We start from the raw sequence: 25,455 nt of genomic DNA, 5'->3' as shown, positions 1-25,455 counted from the left end.
ACGGTAGGCCGGGTCGCTGCGCCCCGCGCGGTGGGGATGGGTGGCGGGGGAGCGGGGTACGTCACACCGGTGAACGCCCCGGCCCCCGACGTGCTCTCCTCGCGCGCGCCGGTCGGCGTGCCCCGGCACCGCTTCGCCGCCATCGGCTGGGGCCTGCTCGCCGCCATCGGGTTCGCCGTGCCGGTGACGGTGCTCGCCCTCGTCGTCCGCGGCTCGCGCAGCGAGCTCGTCGAGGCCGACCACGCGGCCATCGCGGCGGCGACGAGCGTCACCCGGGACCACCCGGGCCTGCGGAGCGCGCTGCTCGTCTGGCAGACCGCGCTCCAGCCGCTGCCGGTGTACGTCGTCGCGTCGCTCGTCTGCCTGCTCGTCTGGTGGCGCACGGGCCACCGCGCCCGCGCCGTGTGGTGCTTCCTCACGATGATGGTCGCCTGGAACGTCGCCCTCGACCTCAAGTACGTCGTCCAGCGGGTGCGGCCCGTCGTCGACGACCCGGTCTCGACCGCCCCGGGCTACAGCTTCCCCAGCGGGCACGTGGCCAACGCGGCCGCCGCCGGCACGGCGCTGCTGGTCCTGCTGTGGCCGCTGCTGCCCGGGCGGGCGGCCCGCGGGGGCGCGGTCACGGTGGTCGCCCTCGTCGTCGGGCTCACCGCGCTCGACCGGGTCTACCTCGGCGTCCACTACCCTTCGGACACCGTCGCGGGCGTCCTCGTCGGCTCGGGACTGGTCCTCTCCTCGTGGGTCGGCTTCCGCGCCTGGGGCCGTCGCCCGGGCGCAGCCAGGGGCGAGCACCGAACGGAGGAGCAGTGATGGCACTGGTCGACGGGAGCCGCCCGAGGTCACGGCGGGAGGGGGCGGACCGCCCCTGGACCTCCGAGTGGGTGCACCGCTGGGACGACCTCACCGTGCCGCCGTGGCGCGACGTGGTCCGCGACGTGGGGAGGCGGCTGCTGCTGCCGGCGCTCGTGCTGTGGCTGGCGATCCTCGCCGTCGGCTTCCTCATCCAGGACGGGCTGCACTCCTTCCAGTCCGAGAGCGCGGTCAACCGGGCGCTGCAGTCGACCCGCACCAGCACCTGGGACGCGGTGACCGCCGTGTGGTCGCACATCGGCAACACCGAGATCGTCATCGGGGTGTGCGTCGTGATGGTCGGGGTCGTCCTCGCCCTCACCCGGCGCTGGTCGATCGCCCTCGTGCCGGCCATCGCCATCTCGCTGCAGGCCACCGTCTTCGTCGTCGCCACCGAGATCGTCGGGCGGCCGCGTCCCGACGTGCCGCACCTCGACCCGGCGCCGCCGACGTCGTCGTACCCCAGCGGGCACGTCGGGGCCTCGACGGCCCTCTACCTCTCGCTCGCCCTGCTGGCGCAGCGGGTCCGCCACCCGCTGCTGCGCCGGGTGCTCACCGCGGTGTGCGTCGTCATCCCGCTCCTCGTGCTGTACGCGCGGCTGTACCGCGGCATGCACCACCTCACCGACGTCCTCGTCGGGCTGGTCAACGGCATCGTCTGCGCGACGCTGGCGTGGGGCTACCTGCGGGAGCGCCGCACGCGCTGACGCCGCGCGCTCGGGCCCTCAGACCCGGGCGTGCCGCGCGCGGAAGAAGGAGTAGACGCCGTACGCCGCGATGCCGAGGGAGACGACGGCGAGCATGGTCTGGCCGCCCGGCGCCTCGAGGATCGTGTGCAGGGCCCCGTCGAGGCCGCGGGCCTCGGCGGGGTCGGCGTGCAGCGCGGCGAGGGCGAAGAGGACCCCCACGACGCCGAGGGCCACGCCCTTGGCGACGTACCCGTAGCGCCCGGCCACCTCGGCCGGGCGGCCCGGGTGCTCCTCGAGGTCGGCGAGGAACCGGCGCTTCCACCCCTTGTAGACGTGGTAGGCGCCCACCCCGAGGACGACGAGCCCGACGACGGCGACGAGCAGCCGGCCGAAGGCCTGCTGCATGAGCGTGCGGGTCAGGTCGGCGCTCTGGTCGGCGCCGGACCGCCCGCCGGCGCCGACGGCGTAGCGGCCGGTGGTGACGGCGAGGACGACGTACGTCACCGTCTTGGCCACCGCCTTGACCTTCCCCGACGCCTGGCGCTGGAGGAACACCTCGGTGACCTGCCACAGCCCGAGCAGGGCGAAGCCGAGGAGGATCACCCACAGCAGCGCGCGGCCGAGTCCGTTGCCGGCCAGGGAGGACAGCGCGCCGGACTGGTCGGCCGACGCGGCGACGCCCTCGTGGAGGACGAGCTGGAGCCCGATCCAGGCGATGAGCAGGTGCAGCACCCCGGAGGCGGCGTAGCCCAGGCGCGCGCCCGCCTCGACCGCGGGGTGGTCGTTGGCCTTGCGGGCGGCCTCGTCGACGGTGGCGTCCATCCCGGCATTGTGTCGTCAGCGGCGGGCCGCGCGCGAGCCCCACCACACCCGGGGTCCGCCGGCTCCCGGGACGACCCGTCGCGGTGCGGCAGGATGGGTCGGTGAGCGCACGCGAGGCCCCCGCCTCCCGCACGCCCGGGGTGCCCGGGCGGGCCGTCGACGCACCCGGCCAGCAGGACGCCGACGGCCGCCCGGCGGTGCACGTGGAGGGGGCCCCGGTCGTCACCCCGGAGGTCGCCGCGCTGCTCGCCGCCGACCCGGCCGGTCACCCCCGCGCCGAGGTGGTCGAGCCGCCCAGCCCCGAGCGCGTACGACGCCCCGCCGACCTGCTGCGCCTCGTCGTCTCGGTCGCGGTCCTCGTCGTCGTCATCGCCCTCGCCGACCTCGCGGTCGGGACGGCCGGCGCGCTCGAGCAGGACCTCAGCCTCGCCACCACCGGGGCCCCGCGGCTGCTGCTCCAGGTCGTCTCGTGGGTCGCCGGGCTCGCCGTCGTCCTGCTCCCGCTCGTCATCGGCGCCGACCTGCTGCGGCGCTCGCGGCCGCGCCAGCTCGTCGAGGCGCTGGTCGCCGCGGGGGTCGGGGCGCTGCTCGTCCTCGCGCTGCGCACCCTCGTCCTCGAGGGGCACGTGGCCAGCCTGCTCAGCGCGCTGACCCGCCCGACCGTCGACGGCCGCTCGTCCCCGGCCGACGCCGTGCTCGTCTCGCTCACGGCGCTCATCACCGTCGCCGACGTCGGCGGCCGCCGGTGGGTGCAGCCCACGGCCGCCGTCATCATCGTCTCGTCGGCCGTGACGACCTTCGCCTCCGGCCAGAGCACCGGCCTGGCCGTCGTCGTGTCCCTGCTGCTCGGCTGGAGCGTCGGGCTCGCCGTGCGCTACGGCCTCGGCGCCGTGCCGACCCGGCCGCCGGGCAGCGACGTCGCCCTCGCCCTCCAGGGCGCCGGGCTCGAGGTGCGCCGGCTGCTGCTCGAGGACCCCGACGACTCGGGGGAGCGCTCCTACCGCGCCGTCACCCCGACCGGCGAGCTCGACGTGCAGGTCCTTGACCGGGATACCTTCGGGTTCGCGACCGGGCGACGGTTCTGGCGGATGCTGCGGCTGCGCGGGGCGAGCACCCGGGCGCCGGCGCTCAACCTGCGCGCCGAGGTCGAGCACCGCGCGCTGGTCGCGCTCGCGCTCGCCGACGCCGGGGTCCGCGCCCCGCGGGCGCTCGCGGTCTGCGAGGTCGGCCCGTTCTCGGCCTGCCTGGCCTACACCGACCCGCAGGGGCGGACCCTCGCCGAGGTCGGCGAGGCCCTCACCGACGACGAGCTGGCCGCCGTGTGGGAGCTGCTCGCCACGCTGCGCCGCCGCCGGCTCGCGCACCGCGGGCTGGGTCCGGACGTGGTGATGGTCGCCCACGGTGACGACGGGGCGCCGTACGGCGTCCTGCGGCGGGTCGGCGGCGGCGACGTCGCCGCCGCGGACCTCGCGCTGCGCATCGACGCGGCGCAGCTGCTCGTCACCGTCGCGCTCGCCGCCGGCGCCGAGCGCACCGTGCGCACCGCGATCGCGCGGCTCGGCGAGGACGCCGTCGTCTCGGCGCTGCCGCTGCTGCAGCCGATCGTCTTCACGACCTCCACCCGCGCGGCGCTGCGGCGCGACAAGGAGCTGCTCGGGCGGCTGCGCGACGAGATCACCCGCGTGCGGCCGCAGGCCGAGCAGGTCGAGCCGCTGCAGCTGCGCCGGGTCACCGGCCGCGGCGTCGTCACGGTCGCCGGCCTCGGCGTCGCCGGCTACTTCATCCTCACCCAGCTGGCCAAGGTCGACGTCGGCCGCGTCGTCAGTGAGGCGCGCTGGACGTGGGCCGTCGCGACCGTCGTCGCCGCCGCGCTGACCTTCGCCGGCGCGTCGACCGTGCTGGCGGGGTCGGTGACGATCCGGCTGAGCTTCGTGCGGACCTACATGACCCAGCTGGCCGTCGCGTTCAGCGGGCTCGTCGCGCCGGCGGTCATCGGCAACCTCGCGCTCAACACCCGCTTCCTGCTGCGCTCGGGCGTCGCGCCCGGCGTCGCCGCGGCGAGCGTCGGGCTCGCCCAGGTCGCGCAGTTCTGCTCCTACGTCATCCTCCTGCTCGTCTCCGGCGTGCTCGCCGGGACCGGGCCGCGAGCGTCGTTCACCCCGCCGGCCGCGCTCGTCGCGGCCATCCCGGTCGTCGTCCTCGTCGTGCTCGCGCTCCTCGCGGTCCCGAAGGTCCGCAAGGCGATCGCCTCGCGGGTGCTGCCGCAGGTGCGGGCCGTCGTGCCGCAGGTGCTCGGGGTCTTCCAGCACCCCGGCAAGGTGGCCCAGCTGCTCGGCGGCGCGATGCTGCTCGACACCTCGTTCGTCGCCAGCCTGGTCTGCGCGACCCGGGCCTTCGGCGCCGAGCCACCGGTCGCGGCCGTCGCCGTCGTCTACTTCGCCGGCGCGATCATCGGCTCCGCCGTGCCCACCCCGGGCGGCCTCGGCGGCATCGAGGCGGCCATCTCGGCCGGGCTCATCGCCATCGGCGTCGACAGCGGCACGGCGGTGTCGTCGGTGCTGCTCTACCGGCTCGCGACGTACTGGCTGCCGATCCCCTTCGGCTGGTTCGCGCTCAACCGCCTCACCACCTGGCAGGCGATCTAGTCCCGTTCAGACGCGGACGGCGCGGTGCAGCACGACCTCGTGGCGGACCGCGACCTCGTCGGGGAGGGCGGCCCGGATCCGGGCGAGCAACCCCTCGCGCACGGCGGCGTCGAGGACGAGGTACGCCGACACCGTGCCCAGCTGCCCGACGAGGTCGTCGGCGCTCGCCGTCCCGGTCGAGGTCAGGTCGTGCTGCTCGACGTCGGTGAAGGCCGGGTGGGCGCGCCAGTCGGTGCCGGGCCAGCGTAGGTCGTCCTCGGGCTCGCCCACCCTCCACGAGGGGACGTCGTCGCCCGGCATGACCTCGTCGCGCAGCCGTGCGACCCGTTCCCGCAGGTCGTCGTCGACGAGCTCGGTCGGGCCCCCGACGCCGACGACGGCGCCGCCGGGGCGCAGCAGCGCGGCGACCCGGTCCCAGCGGGTCGCGACGTCGGTCCAGTGCCAGGCCGCCGCGGCCCACGCGACGTCGTACGGGGTCCCGGCGGCCGACGGGGGGAGCGTCTCGAGGGTCGCCGCGACCACCGTGACCGGCAGCCCCGCCGTCGTCCGCTCGAGGACGGCCCGCATCGCCGGGTCGGGCTCGACGGCCGTCGTGCGGACGCCGCGCCCCGCGAGCAGGCGGGTGGCCTTGCCGGTGCCGGCCCCGATCTCGAGGCCGCGCAGGCCCTCCGGGGCGCCGAGACCGCGCAGCGCGAGGTCGGCGACCACCTGCGGGTAGCCGGGCCGGTAGCGCTCGTAGCGCTCGGCGACCGACCCGAAGGTCAGCGCCCGCGCGACCGCCTCGCTCACGCCACCGGTGCCGTCGGCGCGGGGCCCTCGACGTTGACCGTCGGGACCCCGCTGCCGCAGCGCACGACGACCGCGCGGGACGGCTCGTCCGCGGGGTTGGACTCGCGGTGCACCGCGCCGGCCGGGACGTGCAGGAAGTCGCCCGCGCGCGCCTCGACGACGTGCGACCCGCCGGGACCCGACTCGAGCCGGAACGTCCCCGACACGATGTAGAGCGTCGTCTCGTGCTCGCCGTGGTGGTGCCAGCCGGTGACCGAACCCGGCTCGGTGTCGACGGTGCCGCTCCACATCCCGCCGGTGGACAGGGCCATCTCGCGCGACATGCCGGGTGTCGGGTCGGCCGGCCGCAGCGCGTCGGCGGGCACGAGCTCGCAGGGACGGGCGGCGTCGGGCGAGGAGGTCGGCACAGCGACATCACACCACCGGTCGGCCGCCGCGGCCACCGCTCGCGTCGTGGGTCAGGGGCCGGCGGTCGTCGTCGCGGGCGCGGACGCCGGGGCGTCCCCGGGCAGCGGGGTCACGCTGACCCGCGGCGGACTGTCCGGGGCGACCAGGGCGGCCACCTCGGACGCCGTGACGGGCTGCGTCGACAGGTCCCCGGTCTGCGCGACCGGCACGCCCTGCGGCTGGCCGTCGGCCTGGACGAACTGCACCCGCTCGACCCCCTCGACGGACGTCGCGGTGAGGACGACCTGTGCGACCGCCACCGGCAGCCGTCCGGGGGCCGGGTCCTGCTGGCTGATGATCTGCACCGTCGCCGTGCCGCCCTCGAGCGAGCGCAGCGACAGGACGGTGCCGGGGGAGAGGTCGGTGAGCAGCCCCCGGGCCCGGTCCCGCTCGCTCGGGCCGACGGCGAGCCGGGTGAGCAGGTCCTGGAGCAGCGGCCGCACCGGCGCGTTATCGAGCCCGATCGCGACGGGGACGAGCTGCTGCTGGTCGTCCACGAGGTAGACCGACGCGCGCGCCGTCGAGAACGTCGGCGTCGTCGTCGAGGTCGACGTCGGGCCGAGCAGCCCCGACGGCACCTGCTCCGGCGGGACCCGCTGCCCGCGCCCGTCGCCGGGCAGCCCGCACCCGCCGGCCAGCAGCGCGACCGTGAGCACGACCGCCGCGCCCGCCGCCGCCCGGCCCGTGCGGGGTCCCGCGCCGCTCGCGCCGCTCACGCCGCCCCCGCCGGGGCCGCCGCGTCGACCTGCAGCGGCAGCATGAGGCAGAACCGCGCCCCGCCGTCGGCGGAGGCGGGCTCGACCCACACCCGCCCGCCGTACGCCGCCGCGGTCTCGGCGACGAGGCTCAGGCCGAGGCCGCTGCCCGGCAGGCTCCCCCTCGACCCGCCGCGCACGAACCGCTCGAACACCCGGGTCCGCTCGTCCGGGGCCACCCCCGGTCCCGCGTCCTCGACGCAGACGCGGACGGCGTCACCGACGACGCCGACGCGCACCCGGGTCGCCCCGCCGCCGTGCCGGTCGGCGTTGTCGAGCAGGTTGACGACGGCGCGCGACAGCTGCCAGCGGTCCGCGACGACGACCGGCGGGACGGGCCCGCCCTCGACGTGCAGCAGGCCCGGGTCGCGGTGGCTGGCCGCCAGGGTCTCCGCGAGCAGCTCGGCGGCGTCGAGCGGCACGACGGTGCCGCGGACGCCCGCGTCGAGCCGGCCCAGCTCGAGCAGGTCCTCGAGGGTGCGCCGGAACCGGTCGAGCTCGCCGTCGACGAGGTCGAGCGCCCGCCGGGTCCGCTCCGGCAGCTCGTCGCGTCGGCGCCGGATGACCTCGACGCTGGCGACGAGCGTGGTGAGCGGGGAGCGCAGCTCGTGCCCGACGTCGGCGGCGAAGCGCGCGTCGCGCCGGATCCGCTCCTCGAGCGCCTCGACCATGCTGTTGAAGGAGCCGACGATGGTGGCCAGGTCGGGGTCGCTCGTCGGGGGCAGGCGGGTCTGCAGGCCGCCGGCGGCGATCCGGGCGGCGGCCCCGGCGACGTCGTCGAGGGGGGCCATCACCCGCGCGGAGGCGAGCCGGCCCGCCGCCGCGCCGGCCGCCGTCCCGAGGACCGCGAAGGCGAGCAGGACGACGAGCAGCGTCGACAGCGTGGAGGCGAGCTCGTCGGTCGTGGACACCTCGTAGAACCGCGCGCCGGACTCGCGCAGCGGCACCCCGACCACCACCGCCGGCCGCCCCCGCACCCGCGTCCACGCGTAGGTGACCGACCCCTGGTCGACCCCTGCGACGACCTGCGGGGGGACCGCCGACGGGCCGAGGTCGAGCGAGGAGGTGTACCACCGGCCCCCGCGCTCGAGGAGGAGGTCGGAGTCGGCCGACGAGCCGGCCGCGCCGAGGACGTCCTCCTGCACCCGGACCCCCGACGTCCGCAGGTTGTCGACGACGACCGCCGCGTCGACGTACGTCTGCCGCAGGGCGACCTGCTCGCGCTGCTCGACGAGGTAGTGCCGCGCCGCGAGGTAGGTGCCGACGGCCAGCAGCAGCGACAGGAGCAGCCCCCCGACGGCGAACGAGAGCGTGATGGTGCCGCGCAGCCCGATCGGCCGGCGCACCACCGCGGCCGCGCCCCGGCCGACCGCACGACGCCACGCGGCCCTCACGCCGGCCTCACCCACCGCTCACGCCCGGCTCACGGCACGTCCACGCGGTACCCCTGGCCGCGCACGGTGAGGACGACGGCGGGTGCGCTGGGGTCCCGCTCGACCTTGGTGCGCAGCCGGCGCACGTGGACGTCGACGATGCGCTCGTCGCCGAAGTAGTCCCGGTCCCAGACCCGCTCGAGCAGTGCGCGGCGCGACAGGACGTGGCCGGGGTGGGTGGCCAGCTCGGTGAGCAGCCGGAACTCGGTGACGGTGAGCGACAGCTCCTCGCCGCCGCGCCGGACGACGCCCGCGGCGACGTCGAGGACGAGCGGCCCGTCGGGGGAGAGGACCACGCCGTCGCCGCGCGGCCCCGCGTCCGGCCCGCCCACGGGGGCCGCGTGGCGCCGCCGCATGGCCCGCAGCCGGGCGGTCACCTCGACGACCTGGAACGGCTTGGTCACGTAGTCGTCGGCGCCCGCCTCGAGCGCGGCGACGATGTCGTCGGTGTCGCGGCGGGCGCTGACGACGATGATCGGCGCCTGGCTGAAGGGGCGCACCTGGCGGATGAAGGACAGCCCGTCCATCCCGCCGAGCATGAGGTCGACGAGCATGAGGTCGGGCGGGGTGCGGCCCACGAGGACGAGGGCCGCCTCGGCGCTCGCCGCCTCGACGACGTCGTACCCCTCGTCCTCCATGGCCAGGGCCATGGCGGCACGGATGCCGTCGTCGTCCTCGAGCACGAGCAGGGTGACCACGGGCCCATCCTGCCAGCGCCGCGGGCACCGACGGCCCCGCCGAGGGGGTCGTACGGGGGTCGGCGGCGAGATGTCACGCAACCGCAAGAGAATCGCCGGACCACCTCAACACCGCGTTGCCACAGTGGGGTCAGCCGGACGGGGTGACCCGACCGGCACCGGTCCGGACCGCTCGTCCGGGCCGGAGCAGGAGGGACACGGAGGAGGAGCGATGGACCTGGGGACGACGCGGACGGCATCGGGTGCGACGGTGCCGGCCTGCTCGGCCCCGGTGGGAGTGCGGGTCACGGACCGTGGGGACGGGGTCGTGACCGTGGCTCTCCGTGGGGACCAGCTGGCGGCAGGGCTCAACGAGCTGCGGTGGCGGCTCGGCCAGCTGGTCCCCGGTTCCGCCCACACCGTCCACCTCGACGTCAGCGAGCTGGACCACCTCTCGTCCGGGTGCATCGCCACCCTGCTGTGGGTGCGCCGGGCCTGCACGGCCCGCCACGTCGTCTTCGTGCTCGTCGGGGCCGGCGGTCGCAGCCGCGACCAGCTGCGTCGTACGGGCCTGGGCCAGGTGCTGCAGGTGGCGGCGTCGTGACCGCCGTGCTGCACGCCCCTCCGCGGGCCCGTGCCCTCGTCGACGCCACGCCGCTGCCCGGGCGCGTCGCCCGGCACCTCGTCGCCGGGTACGACGTCGTGCGGTGGGCCCCCGGGCCCGGTGGCACCGTGCGGCTGCTGCCGGGGCTGCGCCGCTGCGGCGCCGTCGTCGGGCAGCAGGGCGGCCCGGGCGGCCCCGGTGGGCCGCTCGCCGACGACGTCCCGCTGCGGGTGCCCGACTCGGCGACCACCCTCTGGGCGCACGACGACGGCGTCGTCACCGTGCGGACCCGCCTCGCGCCGCCCGCCCTGCTCGTGCGGGTCCGGCCCGGCCCGGTCGAGCTCGTGCCGCAGGTCCCAGGCACCCCGGGGACGGTCGTGCTCGCCCCCGGTGACCGGCTCGTCGTCCTCACGGACGCCGCCTTCGACGCCCCCCGCGGCGTCGCCGACCTCGTGGGGGGCCCGGTCGGGGCTCCCGGCGCCGACCCGGTCGTCGACCGGCTCCGGGCCGGCGACGGCGTCGCCCTGCTCACCCACCTGCTGCGCGACGCCCCCGGTGCCGGTGGCGTCGTGCTCACCCGGCTCCCCCCGCCTGCCCCTGCGGGGGAGCCGGGTGCCCCGGCTCGGGAGGCTCTCGCGACCCGCCCCCCTCGGGTCTGACCCCCTGGGCCTCGTGCCGACGGCGACGTCGGCGCCCTGACGGCCCCCGGTCCTCCGCTCCGGGGGTCGTCGGCGTGCCCGGGTTCCTGCCTCGGGCACAATGACGCGCGAGGGCCCCAACCGCGCGTGCCGCTGCGGCGTCCTGGGGTCGTGACAATCGTGACGCTGCCCGCCCGTCGGGCGACGAGGGGGGTGGGGATGGCGCCCGCGCGCGCCGTGGCGTCGGTCGACGAGCAGGTCCGCGAGGTCTACGAGGCGCACTACGGCCGCCTGGCCGGGTGGACGACCAAGCTCGTCGAGGACCGCGACCTGGCCCACGACCTCGCCACGGAGGCCTTCGTCCGGCTGGTGCGGCACTGGGACGAGGTCGACGACCCCCGTCCCTGGCTGTACGGCGTCACCGCCAACCTCGTGCGCGACACCTGGCGCAAGCGCGGCCGCGAGCACGTCGCCTACGGCAAGCTCGGCGTGGCCGGCGACGGGGACCCCGCGCCCGGCGTCGACGTCGCCACCCGGGTCAGCGTCCGCGAGGCGGTCGAGTCCCTCCCCGAGCGGCTGCGCACGACCGTGCTGCTGCACTACTTCGCCGACCTCACCGTCGCGCAGGTCGCCGCCCAGCTCGGCAAGAGCGACGGCGCGGTCAAGCGCGACCTCTTCGACGCCCGCCGACGGCTGGCCCCACTCCTGGAGGAGGCCCGATGAGCCAGCCCCCGAGCGGCCCGCGCGACCCCCACGACCCGTACGACGCCGACGGCTGGTCGGCGGCGTCCGGTGCGCCCGACGAGCACGGGTCGGGGGAGCACGGGTGGGGTGAGCACGGGTCCGGTGAGCCGCGGGACGCGGTCGACCCCGTCGCCGCCTTCTTCGCCGCCGAGCGCGACGACGTCCGACCGCTCGCCGCCGACGAGGTGCGGTGGCAGCGGATCACCCGCGAGGCGCGCTCGCGCCGTCGGCAGGGACCGCTGCGCTGGGTGGCCGCCGCGGCCGCCGTCCTCGTCGTCGGCGGAGGGGTCGCCGGCCTCGTCGGGCGGCACCAGAGCGAGACCGTCGCGTCCGCGCCGCGCCCGACGGTGACCCGGACGGTGTACGTCGACCCGTCCCCGACCGCCGCGGACCCGACCGCCGCGACCCCGAGCAGCCCCTCGACCTCCGCGCCCCCGGCGACGACGACCCGCGCCGGGGTGCCGGCGGACCTGCGCCTCGTGTCGGTCTCCAGCGTCGCCAGCGGGCGGCTGTGGGGGCTCGGCTCCGCGACCTGCGCCGGGACGCCGTGCGCCCTCGTCGTCACCTCGACCGACAGGGGCACGAGCTGGTCGGTCGCCGGCACGGTGCCCGGCGTCACCGCCGGTCCCGCGCGCCCCGTCTCCGGTGGGGCGGCCGGGGTGGGCGCCGCCGCCGACGTGACGGACGTGCGCTTCGCCGACGACCGCACCGGCTGGGTCTTCGGGGCGCAGGTGCTGCGCACGACCGACGGCGGGCGCACCTGGACGACGTACGCCCACGGGGGCGGACCGGTCCTCGGGCTCGAGACCGACGGGCGCGAGGTCGTCCTCGCCGCCGCCGACCGCTGCACCGCCGCGACGTGCACCGGCGACGTCACCGTCTCGCGCGCGGCGGTGGCCGACGCGTCGGCGGCGCCGGTGGGGGCGCCGTACGGCGTCGGTCAGGGCTACGCGGGGCTCGAGGTCGCCTGGCGGGCCCGGACGGCGTACGTCGCCGTCGTCGGCGGCAGCCAGGCGTCGGTCCCCGTGCAGGTCGGGACGACGTCGGTGACGCCGCTCGGTGGGCCGGACTGCGGCGCGTCCGTGGACGGCGGCGCCCTCGTCGTGGCGGCGGCCGACGGTTCGCGGTTGCTCGGCTTCTGCCGCGGTCCGGGCAGCGCGGGGAGCGCGCACCTGCTCGCGCCGCAGACCAGCGCGGACGGGACCACCTGGACCCCCGGCCCGTCCGGGGCCTCCGTCGCCCTTCCCGACGCCCCGCTGCTGTCGGCGGCCGCCGCCGACGGCACGCGCCTGGTGGTCGCCGCGGGGGCGTCGGGCGGCGGCGCCTCGGACGTCGAGGTCAGCGTGGACGGCGGCGCCACCTGGGCCGCCCCCGCCTCGCTGCACCCGCCGGACGGCGGGTTCGGCTGGCTGGGCGCGTCCGGCGGTGGGACCTACCTGGCGCTGCCCGCGGTCCCGAACGGGTCGTTCTGGCGCAGCGCCGACGCAGGCCGGACCTGGCAGGAGGTCCGGGTCGCCGGCTGACGCGGACTGCTGCGGGGGCGGGACGTCGACGTCACCCCGTGACCCGGACTGCTGCGGGGGCGGGACGTCGACGTCACCCCCGTGACCCGGACTGCTGCGGGGGCGGGACGTCGACGTCACCCCCGTGACCCGGACTGGTGCGGGTGAGGGACCTCGACGTCACCCCACGGCGGTCAACGGCGGGCGCGCAGCGGGAGCCAGACGACGAGGCCCATGAGCGCCATCGCCAGCGGGATGTGGATGGCGGTCATCGACGCGGCATCGCCGATGAGCCCGCCGAGGTACGCCTCGAGGACGAGCAGGACGAGGAGCGCCGCCGAGCCCACGACGAGGTCGCGCCGGGCGCGCAGCTTCACGACGCCGACCACCGTGGCGACGAACGCGAGGAGGATGGCCAGGTCCGCGCCACGGGCGTGGACCTCGACCCACGACTCCGTGTAGTCCTTGCCCTCGTGGATGAACAGCCCGGCCCACAGCCCTTGGAGGAGGACGACGAGGCTGGTCACGCCGACGAGGACGGAGAAGGCGGTGCTGCGTGGCGCGCTCGCCGGGCGGATCGTGGTCTCGGACTGCGTGGTGGTGTGCGACATGGTGGTGCCCTCCGGTGGGCCCGGCGAGGGACCGGGCGGATGGCTCGACGCTAGGCAGGCCGCGCGAGCGCTCGCCCTCGTCGTCGACGCGCTCGGTCGAACGCTGACCCCCTCCTGACCGGGCCCTGACCGATCTCCCAGGCGCTGCCCAGGTCCCGTCCGGGCAGCAGTCGGGATCCGGGGTTGACGTCGACGTCCCACTCACGCAGCAGTCGGGTTGCGGGGGGTGACGTCGACGTCCGCTTCCGCAGCAGTCGGGTCAGGGGGTGGCCCGCTCCTCCTCGGTGGCCTCGCGGACGACGATCCGGGTCCACGCGCCGACGTACACCCGGTCGTCGTCGCTCAGCTCGGTGCGCGGGCCGACGGCGATGGGGTCGATTGGCAGCGGGCCGGCGGCGGGGCCGACGTACGTGCCGTTCGACGAGCCGAGGTCCTCGACGAACCAGCGCCGCCCGTCCGTCGTCAGCTGCGCGTGACGGCGGCTGACGCCGGTGTCGCTCGTGCAGTCGACGTCGGGGACGATGTTGCGGCTGGCCGAGACCCGCCCGACGAGGTTGCTGCGCTTGGTCAGCGGCACGACGGTCGGCAGCCCGGGGGAGGGCAGCGGCTCCTCGGCCTCCTGGCCCTCGTACCAGGCCGGGTCCACCCACACCTCGGCCACCCACTGCACGACCGGCTCGGCCGGCGCCGGGGCGGCGACCGGCTCGTCGGGCTCGGTGTCGGGCCCCTCCGACGACGCCGGTACGACGCCCTGGCCGTCCCCCTCACCCTCGGCGGCGGCCCCGGGGGCCCGCTCGCCCCGGGGCAGCGCCCCGGTGGTGAAGTCGTAGCCGCACGCCTCGCAGAACAGTGCGTCCGGCAGGTTCGTCGTGCCGCAGTGCGGGCACGCCTGGCTCGACGCCGCGGCGGGCTCGGCCGACGCGGACGTCACCGACCCGACGGGCTGGTGCTCCCGGTCGATCGGGGCGCCGCAGGTGTCGCAGAAGTCGTCGGCCTGCGACTCGTGGCCGTTCGGGCAGATCACTTGCGCACCCGCGTCGTCTTGGTGGAGGCCGTGTCGAGGGCCATCTCGTCGAGCTTGTCGGTGCCCTTCTTCAGCCGCACCGTCCCGGTCTCGGCGTTGTCGATCTCGACGACCTTGCGCAGTCGCGAGGTCATCTCCGCGTCTCCGCCGGCGGTGGCCAGCTGGACGGCGCGGCCGAGCTTGGAGGTCGCCTCGTCGTCGCGGCCGGCGGCCTTGGCGGCCAGCCCGTCCTGGATGGCCTGGGCCAGCTCGGCCTTGCCGGTGTACTGCGCGACGTGGTCGTCGATCCGCGTGGTCAGCGACTCGTCGGCCGACCAGGTGGCCTTGACCAGCGCCTGGGTCTGCACCTCGGAGCCCAGCGCGACCTGCACGCGGGCGGCGAGCTGCTCCTGACCGACCGACTTGGCCGGCAGCCGGACCGCGACGTGGTAGTCGCGGCTCTCGTCCGCCCACGCCCCGAGCGGGTAGCCGGAGGTGAGCGGGTTGACCTGCGTGCGGCGTGCCGTCAGGTCCTCCAGGGTCGGGGCGACCTGCTTGACGAAGAGGGTCTGCGACCCCTGCGGCGCCCACACCCGCAGGTCGACGCCGGCGACGCCGCGGGCCATCGAGCGCCGGACCAGCGAGCTGAACTCGGCGGCCATGTCGCCCGCCGACGGGATGAGGTCGACGGTGCCCATGAGGGCGGAGGAGATCCGGCGCACCTCGTCGATCTGCCAGCGCGACCCGAGCCCCCGGCAGTCGCACTGGAACCGCCCGCTCGCGGCGGCGATGGCCGCCGTCAGCTGCTCGGGGGTCTCGTGCTCGTTGGTGCCGTCGGTGAGCAGGATCGCGTGGCGCTGGGTCGCCTGCGGGACGGAGTCGAAGACCTGGGTGGCCTTGGTCAGCCACGTCCCCATCGCCGTGCCGCCGTCGGCGCGGAACGCGCCCATCGCGGCGATCGCCTGCTGCCGGGTGACCGGGTCCATCCGCGCCATCTGCGGCTGCCCGGGGGCGGCGTACGGGTAGACGAGCGTGCCGACGTGGTTGCCCGCGATGACCGCGAACCAGGTGCCGTCGAGGATCTCGGTCAGCGCCGCGGTCGCCGCGTGCCGACCCTGGGCGATGCCAGCCTCGCCCATCGACCCCGAGGTGTCGACGATGATGACCTCGGCCGCGTCGGCCGTCCCCGAGCCGGCCGTCCCGGCGTCGCGGCAGGTGACCCGGACGATCGCGTGGACGTCGGTGCCCCCGTCGGGCAGGTACTCGTTCTGGAAGACCTCGGCGGTGAACTGTGCCATCAGGGCGTGTCCTTCGTGTCGTCGATCGGGTCGGTCTGGTCGGGCGCGCTCGTCGGGCCGACCCGGGCGAGCGCCACCGAGATGTTGTCGATGCCGCCGCGGTCGTTGGCCCAGTCCACCAGGGCCCGGGCCAGCGTCGGCGGGTGGTGCCCGTCGGCGCCGAGGTCGGCGACGGTGTCGGCGACGAGCAGCCGCAGGGCCTCCGCGTCGGAACAGTAGTTCCACAGCCCGTCGCTGCACACGAGCAGCCAGCCGTCGCGGTCGAGGTCGAGGTCGGCCGTGTGCGGGGTGAGGTCCTCGGGGGCGTCGACGCCGAGCCACCGGGTGATCGCGTGCGCCCCCTTGCCGGTCTCGGCCTCCTCGCGCGGGACGCCGGCGGCGATCTGCTCCGCGGCGAAGGAGTCGTCGCGGGTCAGCTGCCGCGCGTCCCCGGCCGGGTCGTCCGGCAGCCAGTAGGCCCGGCTGTCCCCGACGTTGCCGACGACGGCGACGCCGTCGCCGACGAGGGCGGCGACGAGCGTGCACGACGGCGGGCTGTCGAGGGGGGTCTCGGTCGGCGCCGCCGTCGCGACGACCGCATCGCGCGCGGCGAGCACGGCGTCGGTCAGGCGCTGGACCGCGTTGGCCACGAACGCCGTCCGCGTCCCCGCCCCCCGCGGCACGGGGTCGTCGAGGACGTCGCGGGCGGCGCGGCTCGCGGCGAGGCTCGCGACGTGCGAGTCGACCGAGTTCGACACCCCGTCGCAGACGACGAGGGCGGCCCGGCGCAACGGCTCGGGGGAGGCGTCGAGCGCGAGGGCGTCCTCGTTGCGGTGGTGGCGCCGGCCGATGTCGCAGACCCCGGCCACCCACGCGGCGGGCGCCTCCTCGTAGTGGTCGCGCGGGTCCGGCTCCTTGGCGCCGCACACGTCGCAGTAGCCGTCCTCGAAGTGCCCCTCGCCGCACGCGGCGCACACCGCGGCCGGCGCGGCGACCGGTCCGGTCAGCTCGCTGCTGCTCCGGCGCGAGACGGGGCCGGTCCAGCCGACGTCGAGGGGCGACTCCTCGCCCGCCTCGGCGGTCACCGGGTCGGCGGGCACGGTGCGGGTGGCAGCCGCCGGCGCCCCGGCGGCCCCGCCGGTGAAGTCGGTCCCGCAGGCCTCGCAGAACTGCGCCCCGACGCCGTACGACGCCCCGCACGCCGGGCAGGTGCCCGCCTCCGTCGTCACGCTCACGCGCTCCCCTCCTGCGCCGACCCGGGCCCTGACCCGGCCCCGCTCTGCGGCGCCGCGGCCTCCCCGACGACGGTCGGGCCGGTCCAGCCGACGTCGAGCGGGGACTCCTGCCCGGGCGGGGCCGCCTGCGGGGTGCCGGCCAGGGTCGCCGCCGGGGTCGGCTCGGTCTGCGCGTGCCCGGCGGCGGGCACCTCCGCGGGCGCGGGCGGCGTCACCCCCGCCGCCAGGTCGTCGGCGGTGAAGTCGTGGGCGCACGCCTCGCAGAAGAGCGCGCCCTCGATCCGCTCGGTCCCGCACTGCGGGCAGGTCCGCACCCCTGTGGTCATCGTCGTCCCGTCCTCGTCCTCGTCGCCGGTCGTCAGGGGGGTCATCGCAGCGACCAGGGCCGCACCGTGTTGGCCTGGTCGACCAGCCGCACCCGCTCCTGCTTGTCGGGCGTCAGCGACGCCAGCCGCCGCAGCGCGTCCTCGAGCGCGAGCCGCATCGACTTGGCCGTCGCCGGGTGGGGGCCGATCCGCAGCGCCGGGTCCTCGCCGCGCTCGACGACGGCACGCAGGCCGTTGTCGTAGATCCGCACGTCGAGCCGGGCCCGGTCGGCGGGCTCCATGACGACGCCCTCGACGCTGGCCCGGGCCGCGGCCAGCGCGTCGAGCCCGGCGCCCGGCTGCGCGAGCAGGTCGGCGCGGGTCTGACGGGCCAGCGCGTGCGCCCCGGACGTCGACGGGACGAGGTCGAGCGCGAGGACGGCGCCGCGCAGGTCGCCGGCGCGGGCGCGCAGCCGGGCCAGCCCGAACGCGCCGGCCGGGGTGTAGCCGAGGTCGGTGCGGGCGCAGGCGGCGTACAGACCCATCGCGACGTCCGACTCGCCGCTCGCCTCGCAGGCGAGGGCGAGCGCGAGCTTGGGCGCGAGCTCGCCGGGCACCTGCCCGTAGACGGCGTTGAACGCGCTCTGCGCGGCGGCCCAGTCGCCGCGCGCGAGCGCGGCCAGCCCCTGCATCCACACCGCGCGCCACTCCCAGGGGTCCTCGCGCAGCAGCTGGTCGGCGGTCGCGTCGACGACGTCGGGGCGCCCGGCGACGAGCGCGGTGCGGCACGTCTCGAGCCGCACCTCCGGCGACGGCGGGGTCGGCGCCCCGGCCAGGGCCTCGAGCCGCTCGAGCGGTCGCAGCCCCTCGAGCCCCGCCAGCCAGCCGGCGTGCGGGTCGCTCGGGTCGACCCGCAGGGCGGGGAGGGTCTGCCAGTCGAGCCGGTCGGTCGCGATGGCCGGGCTCTCGAAGAGCAGCGACGAGGCCGACCCGGTCGCCCGCCCGCCGCGGCCGTCGCGGGCCCGCTCGGCGCGGTCCTGCGCGACGACCTCGCGCAGCACGCCCATCATCTGCACGCGCAGCTCGTCAGCCGAGGCGAAGCGGTCGTCCGGGGACGGCGCGCAGGCCTTCGCCAGCAGCCGGTGGAGGGAGTCGTAGCGCTGGAAGAGGGGGGTGTCCGCGACCGCGGGCAGCGAGGCGACGTACGTCGACTGGTAGCCGCGGAACTCGGTCATGAGGACGACGAGCGTGCGCCCGATCGTGTAGACGTCGGAGGCGACCGTCGTGCCCTGCTCGGCGACCTCAGGGGCCTGGTAGCCGACGGTGCCGAAGATGGCCGACTCGTCGTCGTCGATGCGGCGCACGCCGCCGAGGTCGATGAGCTTGAGGTCGTCGCCGACCTGGATGAGGTTGTCGGGCTTGAAGTCGCAGTAGACGAGCCCGAGGTCGTGCAGGTACTGGAACGCCGGCAGGATCTCGACGACGTAGGCCAGCGCCTGGTCGGCCGGGATCGGGTCGTAGCGGCCGGCCTTGCGCATCCGCTGCTTGAGCAGCGACTTCAGCGACGTGCCGCCGACGTACTCCATGACGATGTAGCCGGCGTCGTCGTGGGTGACGAAGTTGTAGATCTCGACGATGTGCGGGTGCGAGACCTGGGCGAGGAAGCGCTGCTCGGCGATCGCCGCGGCGAGGGCGTCCGGGTCGCCCGAGTTGAGCAGGCCCTTGAGGACGACCCAGCGGTCGGACACGTTGCGGTCGCGGGCCAGGTAGACCCAGCCGAGCCCGCCGTGCGCGAGGCACCCGGCGACCTCGTACTGGCCGGCGACGAGGTCGCCGGGCCGCAATTTGGGGTCGAAGGAGAACGGCTGGCGGCACTTGGGGCAGAAGCCGGTCGTGCGGCCCGGCTGGCCGTCGTGCCCGCGGCCGACCGGGGTGCCGCAGGTCGAGCAGAAGCGCTTGGGCTCCGGGACGACCGGGTCGTCCATCACCGCGGTCGACGCGTCGATGGCGGCCACCGGCGGGATGGTCGTCAGCCCGGCGCCGAGCCGCGCGCTGCGCATCCGCTGCGAGCCGGCGCCGACCCGCCGGGTGGCGCGGCTGCCGGTCTGTCGAGCGCGGACCGACCCGAGCGCCGTGGAGGCCAGCCGGTTGCTGGCCCGGGACGCGGTCGACCCGGGGGAGGCGACCCCCGCCGGCTCCGGCACGGCCTGCGCCGAGGAGCCGCACACGTCGCAGAACCCGTCGACGAGGTGCCCGCCGCAGCCGGGCTGGGGGCAGGGGGTGCCGTCGGGCACGTCGGAGGTGATGACCTGCTGGCGCGCAGGGGGCAGGCCCGACCCGTCGTCGCCGTCGGGGTCGACGCCGTACCCCGCGGGGTACGACGCCCCGCCGGGGGACCCGCCGACGGTCGCCGTCGGGACCGCCGTGCTCGTGCCGCCGGCGCCGGGGGTGCCGCAGACGTCGCAGTAGCCGTCGACGACGGTGCCCGGGCAGCCCGGCTGGGTGCAGCCGCCCGCGCTGGCCGGAGCGGTGGGTGCGGCAGTGGGCGTGGCGGGGGCCGGCGATCCGCAGACGTCGCAGTAGCCGTCGAGGATCGTGCCGGTGCAGCCCGGCTGGGTGCAGCGCAGCGTCGTGGTCGTCATCGCGGTCCCCCGCTCGTGGGTCGGGCGCCGGGCAGCGACCAGGTCGCCAGGTAGGCCTGCAGCGCGGCGGTGAGGGCGCGGGCGCGTCGCATGTCGGTCGGCGTCGCCCGGAAGAGCTGCTCGAGCGGCGCGGTGAGCGCGACGAGGTCGGAGGCCGGCACCCCGACGGCACGGCCCTGGGCGCCGAGGGCACCGACCAGCCCGAGGACCTCCTCGCGCTCGGCGAGGGCCTCCGCGTACGCCGCGTGCGCGGTCGTCAGCGCCCGCCCGACGGCGTCGAGCCGCTCGAGGTAGCGGTCGACGGCGACGGGGTCGGTGGGGACCTCGCCGAGCGCGCGGGCGTCGGGGACCCCGAGGCGCGGGGCGGGGGTGACGGCGGCGACGCACTGGTCGGCGAGCAGCCCGATGGCCTCGCCGCGGGCGACGAGCTCCCGGCGCAGCTCCGCCGCCCGGGCCGCGTCGCGGGCGTCGTCGAGCCGCTGGCCGGCGCCGACGATGAGGTCGCGCTCGGCGCTCGAGGCGTCGAACTCCAGCGGGGCGAGCAGGCCGCCGACGTCGGCGCCTCGCTTGGCGCGCTCGGTGACGTCGGCCAGGCGCTGCTCGAGGCGCACGAGCAGGGTGCGGGCCGCGTCGCGCTCCGACCCGACGGGCGTCATCCCGACCTGGTCGCGGATCCGCTCGACCGTCTCGCGCACGTCCTTGAGGCGGGTGCCGACCTCCGCCCCGGACGGTTCGAGGCTCAGCCGGGCGCGCAGCGAGGAGGTCATCGCGTCGGACAGCCGGCACGCCTCCGGCAGCGAGAGCGCGAGCGCCCCCGAGGTGGACGGGGCGATGGCGCCCGCGGCCGAGCCCGGGGCCACGTCGAGCCGGCCCCAGACGAGGGCCGAGACGCGAGTCAGCTCGGCCGGGCCGACGCGCCCGCCCGCGAAGGCGACCTCGAGCAGGTCGTAGCGGTCGGAGATGGCCTTCCACAACGCCATCGAGACGAGCATGTCGCGGCTGAAGGCGTCGCGGTCGCTCGAGGCGAGGGCGGCGGCGTCGAGGGCGTCGAGCTCGCTGCGCCGGCGGCCGCGCCACAGGTCCAGGTCGCGCAGGTAGGCGAAGGCCTGCTCCGGGGTGAGCGTCGCCCCGAGCCGACCGGGCGCCTCGGGGGCCGAGCCGGCCAGACCCGCGGTGACGCCGGGCCGGGGGCCGGCGGGCGCGGCGGCGCCCGACGCGGGGGCGGCGCCGCCGAAGGTCGAGGGGGGCAGGTCGAGCGAGGACATCACGGCACCGGCCGTCCGTAGACCGACGCCGGCGGCGAGCCGGCGCCGAGACGCGGGGCGAGCCACCGGTCGTAGAGCGCCTGCCAGCGGCCGTCCTTCTTCATCGCGTCGAGGACGGCGTTGGCGAAGCGGGCCGTCGTCACGTCGTCGCTGCGGAACCCCAGGCCGTAGGGCTCGGAGGTCAGCGGCTTCTGGGTCGTCGGGACGAACGCGTAGGGGTCCTGCTCCGCGAGCCCGGCGAGCACGGTGTCGTCCCCGGCGATGGCGCCGACCTTCCCGTCCTGGAAGAGGACGAGGCAGGCGGTGTGGGTGGCGGCCCCCACGGGCGTGATGCCCTGCTGGGCGACCACGGCGGCGTACGTCGTCGTGCCGGTCGGTGCGCAGACCTTCTTGTCCACCGCGTCCGGCGAGGCCGCCAGCTGCGCGAAGGTCGTGGCCGACGAGCCCTTGCGGACGAGCAGCTCGAGGCCCGCCTGGTAGTACTCGGCCGAGAAGGCGATCTGCGACCAGCGGTCGCAGGTCATCGACAGGGTCCGCGCGACCATGTCGACGCTCCCGGACCGCAGCTTCGGGATGCGGTCGGCGCTGGTGACGACGACCGGCACGAGGGCGTCCTCGCTGCCGTACATCGCCTTGGCGATCTGCCGGGCCACGTCGATGTCGAAGCCCTCGATCTGGCCGGTGAACGGGTTCCGCGCGCTCATGAGCAGGGTGTCGGCGGAGACGCCGACCCTGAGCCTGCCCTTCTGGCGCACCGACGCGGGCAGCTGCGAGGGGTCCGTCGACGGCAGGGGCGCGTACGACGTGACGGCGCTGGGGGAGCAGGAGGTCGCGGCGGCCGTGGGCGCCGGGGCGGTGGTCGTGGGCGGCGCGGCCGGGACGGGCGTGTCGGCGTACTGCACCCCGCCGCAGGCGGCCAGGAGCAGGGCGGCGGTGGCGGCGCCGACCGCGGCGAGCAGCGGGCGGCGGGTCACCGGTACTCCTCCAGCCGCTGGCCCACGCCCCGGACGGCCAGCACCGCCGCGCCGAGGCAGAGCAGCAGCAGGACCCAGCCGAGGACGGTGGTGCGGGTGCCGGGGGCGGTGATCGCGTCGGCGGCGGCCGTCTGGGCGCTGTCGAGCTGGCTCCCGGCGCCGGTGACGACGACGGCGAAGGCCGCGTCGGCCGAGTCGCCGTCGGTCGCGGTGGCGAGCTTCACCGCGGCGGGCCAGTTGCCGTCGTCGTCGGCCTTGCGGATGGCCTGGTGCCGCGTGACGTACGTGCTCCACCGGGTGAACAGGTCGCCGCGCAGGCTCCCGGCGGTGTCCTGCACCCTTGCGCTGTCGTCCTTCCACTTCGCCTCGTACGACGCCCCGTTGCCCCGGTTGACCAGGGCGAGGCTCTCGTTGGCCTTGGCGTCGTAGGCGGCCGAGCGCAGCGTCGTCAGCCGCAGCACCTGCGCGACCTGCTGGTCCTGCGCGTCCTGGACCGACGACCGGACGCCGGCGAGGGTGACGGACCCGGCGACCAGGGCCACGAGGACGAGTCCGGTCGCGACGGCCAGCGGCACGTTGAGGTAGCGGTGGCTGCGCCGCGCCAGCAGCACCATCGTCGCGAGCAGCACGACGACGGCGAGCGCGCCGGTGAGGGCCAGGGCGGTGCCGCCGGACGAGCGGGCCAGCTCCTCGTCCGCCCGCGTCGTGTTGGCCTGCGACAGGGCGTCGAGGACGGGGACGGTGCCGCTGCGCAGCCCGGCGCTCGCCTGGGAGAGGTACGTCGCCCCGAGCGGAAGGCCCTGGCGGTTGTCGGCGCGGGCCTGCTCCACGAGGGCGACGTACTGCTGCACCTGGGTGTTGAGGACGCCGAGGGCGGTGCCGTCGGCGGGCTGCTCGGTCGCCGCGGTGGCGATGGTGCGCCCGACCCGGTCGATGGCGGCGTCGTACGCCTGCCGGCGGGCCGGGTCCTCGAGCCCGCCCTGGAGGAACGCGGTCGTCGCCGCCGCGTCGGCCGCGAGCAGGTCGGAGCGGACCTGCTCGACCCGGACGACCTGGGCGACGTCGGCCTGCGCACGGGTGAGGGCGGCCGAGGAGGACCACAGCGCCTCCCCGCCGACGAGGCCGAGGACCGCGCAGACGACGGCGGCGGCCGCGGCGACGAGCCGCAGCCGACCGGGGGTGCCCTCGAGCGAGGCGCGCAGCAGCGCGCCCGGCCCGCGACGGCGTGGGACGACGGTGCCGCCCACCCGCGGCGCCGGCATCGGGGCCGGGCGCCCGGTCGGCGCCGGGGAGCCGCTCGGGGCGGGCGGCTGCGCTCGCGCGACGGCCTGGCTCATCGGGGCTCCTGCTCGGGGGTCGGGTCCTGGTGCTCCTCCGACGTCACGAGGGGGTCGCTCGGCTCCGTCGGGTCAGGGCCGGGATCGGCGCCGAGGTCGGCGGCGGTCAGCGTCCGCAGCTGCTCGGTGCCGGCGTCCTCGACGTCCTGGAGCCGGACCGCCTGCCGCCCGATGGCCTCCTCGAGCAGGTTGCGGGCGAACCGGCCGTTGCCGAACGCGGTCGTCCGCTCGGTGCGGGCGAGGACCTCGCGGACGTGCGCCTCGCCGGCGGGGGAGACGTCGTAGTCGGCGTCGCCCGCGAGCTTGTGCAGGATCGCGACGACCTCGTCGTCGGAGTAGTCCTCGAACTCGACCGTGGTCTTGAACCGGCTGGCCAGCCCCGGGTTCTGGCCGATGAAGGCCACCATCGGGTCGGGGTAGCCGGCGACGATGACGACGAGGTCGCGGCGGTGGTCCTCCATCTCCTTGACCAGGGTGTTGACCGCCTCGGCGCCGTACTGGTCGCCGGTCAGCGAGTACGCCTCGTCGATGAACAGCACGCCCCCGACCGCCTTCGCGCACACCTCGGCGGTCTTGACGGCGGTCTGCCCGAGGAACCCGGCGACGAGCTCGCTGCGGTCGACCTCGACGAGGTGGCCCCCGTCGAGCAGCCCGAGCGCCTTGTAGATCGCGCCGACCATCCGGGCGACCGTCGTCTTGCCCGTGCCGGGGTTGCCGACGAAGACCAGGTGGCGGGTGATGTCGGGGTTGCGCAGCCCGGCGGCCGCGCGGCGCGCCTCGACCTTGAGCATGGCGACCTGCTGGCGCACCTCGCGCTTGACCCCGGCCAGACCGACCAGCGCGTCGAGACGCTCCAGCAGCTCCTCGACCGTCGGCTCGGGCTCGGCGGGCTGGGCGGGCTCGGCGGGCTCGGCGGGGACGGCGGGGACGGCGGGCTCCGGCGGGGTCGCCGGCGGCGTCCCGACGGGGCCCGGTTCACCGGGCACCACCCCCGGCAGCCCCCGCCGGACGACGTCGAGCATCTGCGCCAGCTGGGCCGACCGCTGGGTCGCCTCGTCGACGCCCGCGCCGTTCATGAACGACGGCGCCCCCGGCGGTGCGACGGACCGCGTCGACGGCGGCAGGCCGGGCAGGGGTGCGACCGCGCCCCGCTGCGCGGCGGAGACGGTCACGACGTTGTCGACGACCCGCGGCCCGGCGCCGGGCAGGGTCGCGCAGGCCTGCACGACCGCGACGAGCGCGTCGGCGTACGACGTCGCGTCGCCGCCTCCCGCCCGCAGCCGCGCGAGCGCGTCGGTCGGGTCGACCCGCCACCGGCGGGCCGAGGAGGCGGCGTCGAAGAAGGCGGTCGTGGCGGCGGCGACGTCCGCGGCGTCGGCGCGGCCGGTGGCGGCGGCCCAGGCCTGCGCGGCGACGTACTGCGGGGTGGCCGGCTCGCAGACGGTGGCGGCCAGCGCGGTGCCCTCGCGGCGCGCCTCCTGCGGGTCGACGCCGACGGATCGCGCGACCTCGGCGAGGGCGTCGAGCGCCCCGGTGAGGTCGTGGGTGGTCGTCGTCACCGGCCGCTCCCCGACGGCGGGCTGAGCGGGCGGATGTCGGCGACGTCCCCGAGCAGGTCGGTCGTCGGCGGCATCGGCGTCGAGGGGGTCGCACCCAGGGTCAGCGCGCCCCCCGAGGCCCCGGCCCCGAACCGCTCCTCGAGGAACCGGCCGTGGACCACGAGCGCCTGCGCGTCGGCGCGGCAGACCGCGTCGAAGACGTCGTCCATGGTCGCGCCGAGCAGGTCGAGCTGGTCGATGAGCAGCATGAGCGGGGTGCGCCCGCGGTCGACGGGCCGCGAGTCGGCCCACGCCCGCGGCAGCCGCAGGTACCCGCCGATGGCGTCGGGCAGGTAGTTGGTGGCGGTGGCGACGACGTCGTACCCCATCGGGCTGCCGGCCCCCAGGCTGTCCAGCCGGGGCACGGTGTCGCGCACCACCCGGCAGACCCGGCCGAGCCGCGACTGGACCATGGCCGGGACCTTGCCCTCGCGGGCCTGCTGCTCGACGCGGTCGACCGACTCGACGAGGTCGGCGGCCGTGGGCGCGCTCGGGGTCGTCGCGACCGGCTCGGCGGGCTCGGTCGAGCGCCGGCCGAAGCCGAACCACGCACCGATGCCCATGTCCTCGATCGTCTCCCGAAGGTGTCGTGCGGCGCCGTGACGCCTGTCAGC

General features: G+C 76.7%; 24 protein-coding genes. 7 read left to right on the top strand and 17 right to left on the bottom strand.

All coding sequences use genetic code 11. The annotated features are described in order from the left end of the window. Positions 1 to 69 precede the first annotated feature (69 nt). A complete protein-coding gene (locus FB458_RS03115; protein ID WP_246061035.1) occupies positions 70 to 810 on the top strand; it encodes a phosphatase PAP2 family protein in 741 nt (246 codons plus the stop codon). Continuing rightward, positions 810 to 1,556, top strand: a complete 747-nt coding sequence (locus tag FB458_RS03110; RefSeq protein WP_141846684.1) for a phosphatase PAP2 family protein — start codon at positions 810 to 812, stop codon at positions 1,554 to 1,556. Before FB458_RS03115 ends, FB458_RS03110 begins: the two co-directional genes overlap by 1 nt. Positions 1,557 to 1,574: 18 nt before the next feature. Here the strand turns inward: FB458_RS03110 and FB458_RS03105 are convergent, their stop codons facing one another. After that, entirely contained in the window at positions 1,575 to 2,360 is a 786-nt protein-coding gene (locus FB458_RS03105) for a DUF1206 domain-containing protein (RefSeq protein WP_141846682.1), read from the bottom strand. 101 nt (positions 2,361 to 2,461) lie between these two features. Here FB458_RS03105 and FB458_RS03100 point away from each other — a divergent pair, with 101 nt between their 5' ends. Beyond that, on the top strand, positions 2,462 to 5,005 hold the full coding sequence (locus FB458_RS03100; protein WP_246061034.1) for a lysylphosphatidylglycerol synthase transmembrane domain-containing protein: 2,544 nt from the start codon (positions 2,462 to 2,464) through the stop codon (positions 5,003 to 5,005). Positions 5,006 to 5,011: 6 nt separating this feature from the next. Here the strand turns inward: FB458_RS03100 and FB458_RS03095 are convergent, their stop codons facing one another. From FB458_RS03095 to FB458_RS03075, 5 genes are read right to left on the bottom strand one after another with little or no spacing between them, the layout of a single operon-like run. Next, positions 5,012 to 5,794, bottom strand: coding sequence for a class I SAM-dependent methyltransferase (locus tag FB458_RS03095; RefSeq protein ID WP_141846679.1), 783 nt, complete (start codon positions 5,792 to 5,794; stop codon positions 5,012 to 5,014). Further along, positions 5,791 to 6,201, bottom strand: a complete 411-nt coding sequence (locus tag FB458_RS03090; RefSeq protein ID WP_246061033.1) for a cupin domain-containing protein — start codon at positions 6,199 to 6,201, stop codon at positions 5,791 to 5,793. The genes FB458_RS03095 and FB458_RS03090 overlap by 4 nt, the downstream gene beginning before the upstream one ends. 51 nt (positions 6,202 to 6,252) lie before the next feature. Continuing rightward, the gene (locus FB458_RS03085) at positions 6,253 to 6,957 is read right to left on the bottom strand and encodes a GerMN domain-containing protein (RefSeq protein WP_141846677.1); all 705 of its coding nucleotides are present in this window, start codon (positions 6,955 to 6,957) and stop codon (positions 6,253 to 6,255) included. Next, positions 6,954 to 8,390 (bottom strand): sensor histidine kinase, encoded by a 1,437-nt coding sequence (locus tag FB458_RS03080; RefSeq protein ID WP_211355911.1) that lies wholly within the window; start codon positions 8,388 to 8,390, stop codon positions 6,954 to 6,956. Before FB458_RS03080 ends, FB458_RS03085 begins: the two co-directional genes overlap by 4 nt. Positions 8,391 to 8,419: 29 nt before the next feature. After that, on the bottom strand, positions 8,420 to 9,127 hold the full coding sequence (locus FB458_RS03075; protein ID WP_246061032.1) for a response regulator transcription factor: 708 nt from the start codon (positions 9,125 to 9,127) through the stop codon (positions 8,420 to 8,422). On the opposite strand from FB458_RS03075, the gene FB458_RS22120 reads away from it, so the two are divergent. The 4 genes from FB458_RS22120 (at position 9,066) to FB458_RS03055 (ending at position 12,615) form a co-directional block, all read left to right on the top strand. Beyond that, positions 9,066 to 9,710 (top strand): STAS domain-containing protein, encoded by a 645-nt coding sequence (locus FB458_RS22120; protein ID WP_141846675.1) that lies wholly within the window; start codon positions 9,066 to 9,068, stop codon positions 9,708 to 9,710. The genes FB458_RS03075 and FB458_RS22120 overlap by 62 nt on opposite strands. Further along, positions 9,707 to 10,369 (top strand): hypothetical protein, encoded by a 663-nt coding sequence (locus tag FB458_RS03065; protein ID WP_141846673.1) that lies wholly within the window; start codon positions 9,707 to 9,709, stop codon positions 10,367 to 10,369. Before FB458_RS22120 ends, FB458_RS03065 begins: the two co-directional genes overlap by 4 nt. A gap of 198 nt (positions 10,370 to 10,567) precedes the next feature. After that, a complete protein-coding gene (locus FB458_RS03060) occupies positions 10,568 to 11,071 on the top strand; it encodes an RNA polymerase sigma factor (protein ID WP_141846671.1) in 504 nt (167 codons plus the stop codon). After that, positions 11,068 to 12,615, top strand: a complete 1,548-nt coding sequence (locus FB458_RS03055; protein ID WP_141846669.1) for a beta propeller repeat protein — start codon at positions 11,068 to 11,070, stop codon at positions 12,613 to 12,615. The genes FB458_RS03060 and FB458_RS03055 overlap by 4 nt, the downstream gene beginning before the upstream one ends. A 173-nt stretch (positions 12,616 to 12,788) precedes the next feature. On the opposite strand, the gene FB458_RS03050 is transcribed toward FB458_RS03055, so the two are convergent. The 11 genes from FB458_RS03050 to FB458_RS03000 form a co-directional block, all read right to left on the bottom strand. Then, complete coding sequence (locus FB458_RS03050; protein ID WP_141846668.1) at positions 12,789 to 13,205, bottom strand: hypothetical protein; 417 nt, start codon at positions 13,203 to 13,205, stop codon at positions 12,789 to 12,791. A 259-nt stretch (positions 13,206 to 13,464) separates the two neighbouring features. Then, positions 13,465 to 14,229: a double zinc ribbon and FHA domain-containing protein gene (locus FB458_RS03045; protein ID WP_141846666.1), complete on the bottom strand. Its 765-nt coding sequence runs from the start codon at positions 14,227 to 14,229 to the stop codon at positions 13,465 to 13,467. After that, positions 14,226 to 15,506 (bottom strand): VWA domain-containing protein, encoded by a 1,281-nt coding sequence (locus FB458_RS03040; RefSeq protein ID WP_141846663.1) that lies wholly within the window; start codon positions 15,504 to 15,506, stop codon positions 14,226 to 14,228. The genes FB458_RS03045 and FB458_RS03040 overlap by 4 nt, the downstream gene beginning before the upstream one ends. Beyond that, positions 15,506 to 16,720 carry a PP2C family protein-serine/threonine phosphatase gene (locus FB458_RS03035; protein WP_141846661.1) on the bottom strand — a complete coding sequence of 405 codons (1,215 nt, stop codon included), beginning with the start codon at positions 16,718 to 16,720 and terminating at the stop codon, positions 15,506 to 15,508. The genes FB458_RS03040 and FB458_RS03035 overlap by 1 nt, the downstream gene beginning before the upstream one ends. Then, a complete protein-coding gene (locus FB458_RS03030; protein WP_141846659.1) occupies positions 16,717 to 17,091 on the bottom strand; it encodes a zinc ribbon domain-containing protein in 375 nt (124 codons plus the stop codon). The genes FB458_RS03035 and FB458_RS03030 overlap by 4 nt, the downstream gene beginning before the upstream one ends. Further along, positions 17,088 to 19,667, bottom strand: a complete 2,580-nt coding sequence (locus tag FB458_RS03025) for a serine/threonine-protein kinase (RefSeq protein WP_141846658.1) — start codon at positions 19,665 to 19,667, stop codon at positions 17,088 to 17,090. Before FB458_RS03025 ends, FB458_RS03030 begins: the two co-directional genes overlap by 4 nt. Next, positions 19,664 to 20,932, bottom strand: a complete 1,269-nt coding sequence (locus FB458_RS03020; RefSeq protein WP_211355910.1) for a hypothetical protein — start codon at positions 20,930 to 20,932, stop codon at positions 19,664 to 19,666. The genes FB458_RS03025 and FB458_RS03020 overlap by 4 nt, the downstream gene beginning before the upstream one ends. Next, the gene (locus FB458_RS03015) at positions 20,932 to 21,906 is read right to left on the bottom strand and encodes a glutamate ABC transporter substrate-binding protein (protein ID WP_141846656.1); all 975 of its coding nucleotides are present in this window, start codon (positions 21,904 to 21,906) and stop codon (positions 20,932 to 20,934) included. Before FB458_RS03015 ends, FB458_RS03020 begins: the two co-directional genes overlap by 1 nt. Next, positions 21,903 to 23,243: a hypothetical protein gene (locus tag FB458_RS03010; protein WP_141846654.1), complete on the bottom strand. Its 1,341-nt coding sequence runs from the start codon at positions 23,241 to 23,243 to the stop codon at positions 21,903 to 21,905. Before FB458_RS03010 ends, FB458_RS03015 begins: the two co-directional genes overlap by 4 nt. Further along, positions 23,240 to 24,802 carry an AAA family ATPase gene (locus tag FB458_RS03005; RefSeq protein WP_141846652.1) on the bottom strand — a complete coding sequence of 521 codons (1,563 nt, stop codon included), beginning with the start codon at positions 24,800 to 24,802 and terminating at the stop codon, positions 23,240 to 23,242. Before FB458_RS03005 ends, FB458_RS03010 begins: the two co-directional genes overlap by 4 nt. After that, positions 24,799 to 25,404: a hypothetical protein gene (locus tag FB458_RS03000; protein WP_141846650.1), complete on the bottom strand. Its 606-nt coding sequence runs from the start codon at positions 25,402 to 25,404 to the stop codon at positions 24,799 to 24,801. The genes FB458_RS03005 and FB458_RS03000 overlap by 4 nt, the downstream gene beginning before the upstream one ends. Positions 25,405 to 25,455 lie beyond the last annotated feature (51 nt).

Source organism: Lapillicoccus jejuensis, assembly GCF_006715055.1.
Taxonomy (GTDB): domain Bacteria; phylum Actinomycetota; class Actinomycetes; order Actinomycetales; family Dermatophilaceae; genus Lapillicoccus; species Lapillicoccus jejuensis.
This window is presented reverse-complemented; position numbering and strand designations above follow the sequence as displayed.